This window comes from Carboxydocella sp. JDF658 (genome assembly GCF_002049395.1).
Taxonomy (GTDB): Bacteria; Bacillota.
Genome location: NZ_BDLR01000117.1, coordinates 1 through 312, shown reverse-complemented (window position 1 = coordinate 312; position 312 = coordinate 1). Strand labels below are relative to the sequence as shown.

1 protein-coding gene is annotated in these 312 nt (G+C 41.3%); it reads right to left on the bottom strand.

All coding sequences use genetic code 11. The features are described from left to right. A partial coding sequence (locus tag JDF658_RS12525; RefSeq protein ID WP_143312008.1) for an IS200/IS605 family accessory protein TnpB-related protein occupies positions 1 to 312 on the bottom strand: 312 nt, incomplete at both ends.

Sequence of the window (312 nt, the reverse complement as noted above, 5' to 3'; positions counted from 1 at the left end):
GGCGTAACGTTTCATATACTTCCAGTAACCTATGGTTGAAGTATGCCGGGGTGATACTAACTTGAAAGGCACCCCTTCTTTTGTCGCTCTCCGATACATTACTCCTACCATTTTCGCAAATGGAAAATTGGAAGCCATGCGGTTAAACTTTTTATTAGTGTCCAGTCTGTCTTTGCTAAAGTTCAGGTTTTCTAAAACAATGGGTTTGCCTAAAAAGAAAGCTATATCTACCACTACTTTGGCTAAAACGCCTATCAGGTAACTACGCCGGAAGCTGGAAGCATGGGCTAAGTCTGGTATTCTGATATAAAG